This window comes from Streptomyces palmae (assembly GCF_004684805.1).
Lineage (GTDB): Bacteria > Actinomycetota > Actinomycetes > Streptomycetales > Streptomycetaceae > Streptomyces > Streptomyces palmae.
On sequence record NZ_SRID01000468.1, the window covers coordinates 1 to 4,600 of the forward strand.

General features: G+C 74.0%; 4 protein-coding genes. All 4 read right to left on the reverse strand.

The genetic code is table 11. The features are described from left to right. On the reverse strand, nt 1–1,006 hold a 1,006-nt coding region (locus tag E4099_RS33315; protein WP_167828519.1), incomplete at its 3' end, for a hypothetical protein. Next, on the reverse strand, nt 1,006–1,671 hold the full coding sequence (locus E4099_RS29285) for an RNA polymerase sigma factor (RefSeq protein ID WP_135342140.1): 666 nt from the start codon (nt 1,669–1,671) through the stop codon (nt 1,006–1,008). The genes E4099_RS29285 and E4099_RS33315, both read right to left, overlap by 1 nt. Before the next feature lie 114 nt (nt 1,672–1,785). Next, complete coding sequence (locus tag E4099_RS29290; protein ID WP_245245291.1) at nt 1,786–2,670, reverse strand: DUF4328 domain-containing protein; 885 nt, start codon at nt 2,668–2,670, stop codon at nt 1,786–1,788. Between the two features lie 526 nt (nt 2,671–3,196). Then, the coding region (locus E4099_RS29295) for a family 20 glycosylhydrolase (protein ID WP_135342139.1) at nt 3,197–4,600 on the reverse strand (1,404 nt) is incomplete at its 5' end.

The following is a 4,600-nucleotide window of genomic DNA, read 5'->3' on the forward strand; positions in this document are numbered from 1 at the left end:
CGCCAGGCGTGGGCGGGGGTGGCGACGGACTGGTGGTCTCTCCCGCGGAGTCGCCGTCGTCACCGCCCTTGCCGCCGCCGCTACCGCCGCCGCTACCGCCCCCGGTGCCGCCCTCGCCGCCGGAATCGCCGCCGGAGCCGCCACCGGAATCGCCGTCTTCAGGGTGGCCCTTGCCGGGGTTCGTCAGGATCCGCTCGCAGTAGCGGCGCACCGCGGTCGGGCCGCCCGCCACCCGCTCCAGCCGGCGCATCCGGTCCGGGTCGATCTCGGGCGCCTCGCCGTCCAGGTACTGCCGGCACGCGACGCGCACCCAGCGCTTGCGCGCGTCGCCGTTGGAGGGCGGCTCGGTGCTCGGCAGACCGTCCGGGCTGCCGGTCTCCTCCTCGCCGTCCTCGGACGGGTCGCCCTCGCTGGTGGTGGCGGTGGGGTCGGGGTCGCCGCCGAGGTCGCCGGAGGCGGTGCCACGGGAACCACCGGGGCTGTGCGAGGCGTTGCGGTGGGGTCCCGGGGTCAGGCCCGTCCCGGCGGGCTGGTTCTGCCGGGTCTCGGCCGCGCTGACGCTGGAGGTGGGGCGCGGCTCCCCCACGGTCGGGCCGAAGCCCAGCACCCCGGCGCCGGCGGCCACCGCCATCCCACCGAAGGCGCAGCCGGCCAGCACCGCCACCATTCCGGCGCGCAGCGGGCGGTGCAGCCGGGAGGGGCGGCCGAAGCGGGCGCCCCGGGGACGCACCACGGGCAACTCGACCGCTCGGGCGGCTCCTCGGGCGGGAGCGGAGGCACGGGCGGCGCGGAAGGCGGCCAGCGCGGCCTCCTCACCGGGCAGCGGTCCGTCCGCCGGCTCGGCCGGCCCGGCGATCGAGCCCAGGGAGGCGGCCAGCCGCTCGGCGCGGATCCGCGCCTGTTCGTCCTGGTCCTTGACGCCTCGGTCCGTCTCCACCGGTTCGCCGCGCAGCAACCTCTCTACGGCATCGTTGTCCAACCAGTCGTAGCGGTGGTCGTCGGCCATCACATGTCCTTCTGCGTCCGCGATCGCGAATCCGTCACACCGGCGGGCTTCGTCGTACCGCTGTGTGACTCCCGCTGCGCGGGCACTCCGTCGAGCACCGCCCCGTCGCCGCCGACCGCCGCGTCGAGGAGTTCGGCCAGCCGCCGGAGCCCGCGGTGGGCGGCGGTGCGCACCGCCCCGGGGCGCTTGCCGAGCACCGCCGCGGCGCTCTTCGCGTCCAGGCCGAGCACCACCCGCAGCACCACGGCCTCGGCCTGGTCCTGCGGCAGTTGGGCGATCAGGCCCATGGTCCGGTCGGTGCCCAGCGCCTCCATCGCCTCGCCGGCGGTGTCGGCCTCCGCGGCCCGGTCCTCCAGTTCGGTCTCGTCGCCGCCGATGGCCGGGCGGCGCCCCCGCATCCGGACGTGGTCAAGCGCCCGGTTGCGGGCGATCCGTGCCGCCCAGCCTCGGAAACGGTCCGCGTCGCCGCTGAATCGGCCCAGGTCACGGGCGATCTGCAGCCACGCTTCGGAGGTGACGTCCTCCGCGTCGGCGTCGCCGACCAGGGTGCGCACGTATCCGAGCAGACGCGGATGCACCGCGCGGTACACCGTACGGAAAGCCGTCTCGTCCCCGTGCTGCGCCGCGTGGACCGCGGCGGCCAATTCCGCGTCGTCCCCCTGCACGCCCTCTTCCTGCCCCACTCGGAGAATTTGAGGTCTCGGGATACCGGTGCCGAGGCCCGTACCCAGGCCCGTGCCGAGGCTTATCCCGTAGTCAGCCGTGGCCACCGCCTCCCGTCACTGCCCCGCTGGTCCGGGACCGTAGGGGGGCGGGTAGCCGCCGGGCTGGCCCGGCTGACCGTATCCGGGGGCGGGCGGCTGGCCGTAGCCGGGCTGGCCGTATCCGGGCATCGCACCGTACGGGGTCGGAGCCATGCCACCGTACGCGCCGGGGGCGGGCGGCTGCGGCGGGAGCTGGGCGCGCTGCTCCTGCATGGCGGTGATCTGGCGGACCACCATGATCGCCAGGATGGCCGCGGCGATCATGAGCACCATCGCGAACATGCTGACGCCGATGGCGTTCTTGCCGTCCTTGACGACATCCATGATCTCGTCCCGGGAGTGGAACTTCCCCGACTTGGCGTCGTTCTCGAAGTCGTCGAGCTTGTTGTCGGCCACCGTGTACTGGATGCTGCTGATCATGCCCACGCCGATCGCCACCCACCAGGTCACCCACCAGGCGTTGAGCAGTCCGCGGCGGGCCTGCTCGGGGCCCTGCGGGGAGCTGGCCCGCCAGATGTCGTTGGCGATCTGCTTGGGGAACCAGAGGTTCACCACCGGGGTGAACCAGGAGCCGGCCGCCCAGCCGCTGCTGAAGCGGTGCCGGCCGGGCGCGAAGACCTCGGCGTTCAGCCGCAGCCGGCGGAACCAGATCGGCCACAGGATGACCACGACCAGGGTCACCACGGCGTAGATGGCCTGGGCACCGGCGAAGAAGTCGTCGGCGTCCTCCAGGTCCTTCTCGGTCACCGCGCGGCCGTCCACGATGTCGCCGAGCACGCTGTGCTGGCCGCCGCGCGCCACGACGACGAGCACCAAGGCGGCGATCACCACGCCGAACATCACGGTCAGCGCCGTGGCCAGGCCCCGTCGCAGGTCGACTCCGCCGACCGGCATGCCCATCGGGGGCGCGACCGGGTAACCGGGTGGTCCGGGCGGCGGCTGCTGCTGAAGCTGCTGCTGATAGGTGCCGCACGCGCCGCAGCGCCCATCGGGTCCGACCGCGGCCGCACCGCAGTTCCCGCACGGATACATCTCTTGAGTCCCCCAGGGGCGTGCCCGCGCTCGGCCGGACCACGCAAGGAATGACGAATACACCGCGCCTATGGCGCGGACCTGCACGTTACGGGCAGGGGCCGGGCCGCGTCCAGAGCGGGCGCGGGCGGCCGGTGTGACGAATTGGAGACGTCTGACGCTGTAGGTAGTACGGGCCCGCGCGCGGGCCCGCACCGGACGACGGTCGGGGCCTCTCCTGTGGGGGGTGGCGGCCCCGACCGTCCCTTGTCTCCGGCCCGACCGCCTTGTCCGCGGCCTCGACCGCCCCCTCTCTCCGCGGGGCCGGTGTGTTCCCGACACCGCCCGACACCCCCGACCTCCCCGGCACTCCCCGGGTTCGGCGGGTTCGGCGGGTTCGGCGGGTTCGGCGGCCTCAGTCCACCTGTCCCGCCAGGGTGCTGAACTGCTGCCAGCTCAGGGTCGGCTTGCGCGGGTCCCACAGTCGCTGGGACAGGGCGTTGAGCGGCAGCCGGATGCCGGCGGCCACCTGGTCCGGGGTCTGCGCGCTCGCGATGTCGCCCCAGACCGCGAGCCGGCCACCGAGCACCCGGTCCGGGCCGGTGGGGCGGTTGCCCGGCACCGGGGAGGTGCCGCGCAGCACCGCGGGCGACCACTCCTCGTAGATCCGGCGGCCGGTCGGGTAGAAGAACTGGTTGGGCTGGCCGAGTACGTAATAGAGGTACTCGTCGTTGAGGTTGACGAGCTTCCAGCCCTCGTCCAGGTACTCGGACGGCGGCCGGGCGCCGATCTCCTTGCCGGTCCAGTACTCGACCTCGAAGGCGCGGTCGGCCTTGACCACCCCGCCCCGGAAGAAGCCGTCGTTCCAGGCCTTGGGGTGCTTGCCGAGCTTGCCGACCACGGCGGCCCGGTCGTTGAGCCAGCCGGTGGCCAGGTCCTGGACCTTGGCCTGGGAGCCGTAGCGGTCCTTGGCGGCGGTGGCGAGCTGCGGATAGGAGGTCTCCGGGTTCGACGCCGTCAGCGCCTGGTACTCGTCGCCGCCCAGGTGCCACCACCTGCCGGGGAAGAGCGGGGTGAACTCGCGCAGCAGCTCGTCCACGATGCGGGCGGATCCGGGCTTGGAGATGTCCACCGCGCCGGCGACGGTGGCGCCGGAGGCGTTGCGCAGCTGGAGGTCGGGGTGGGCGCGGAGCACCGCGCCCAGGTGGCCGGGCGAGTCCAGTTCCGGGATGACGGTGACGTGCAGCCGCCGGCCGAGCGCGACGATCCGCCTGACCTCGGCCTTGCTGAGGTGCTGGGCGGAGACCACCTCGGGGTGGGTGTCGCTCTGGATGCGGAAGCCCTGGTCGTCGGAGAAGTGCAGGGCGAGTTGGTTGAGCTTGAGGTCGGCCAGTTGGCGCAGCCGGTCCTCGATCCAGGCGGCCGTGTAGTACTTGCGGGCGATGTCCAGGTGGAGGCCGCGCTGGGGGCGGTCGGGGCGGTCGTTGACCTCGCCCTCGGGGAAGGCGCCGGTGCTCCGCACGGCCTGCCGGAGGGTGCGGGTGCCGTAGAAGACGCCGGCGTCGGTGGAGCCGGTGATCCGCGCCCTGCCGTCCCGCACGGTGAGGGTGTACGCCTCCGGGCCTCCGGAGTGCCCCGGGTCGAGGGCCAGTTCCACGTCACCGCGGCGGGCGGGGGGCTTGGCGGTGGTCATGCCCAGCTCGCCGGCGAGCAGTTCGGCCTCGTCGGCGAGGGGTCCGGAGGCGGCCACCACCCGGGCGCCCTTGCCGGGTCGCCAGCCGGGGCCGGTCGTGGTGGCGGCCTCCCGGATGGCGGGGAT

Excerpts from the sequence above, each read along its gene's own strand:
- E4099_RS29290 (WP_245245291.1), bottom strand. The coding sequence starts at position 2,670 with ATGGGCATGCCGGTCGGCGGAGTCGACCTGCGACGGGGCCTGGCCACG.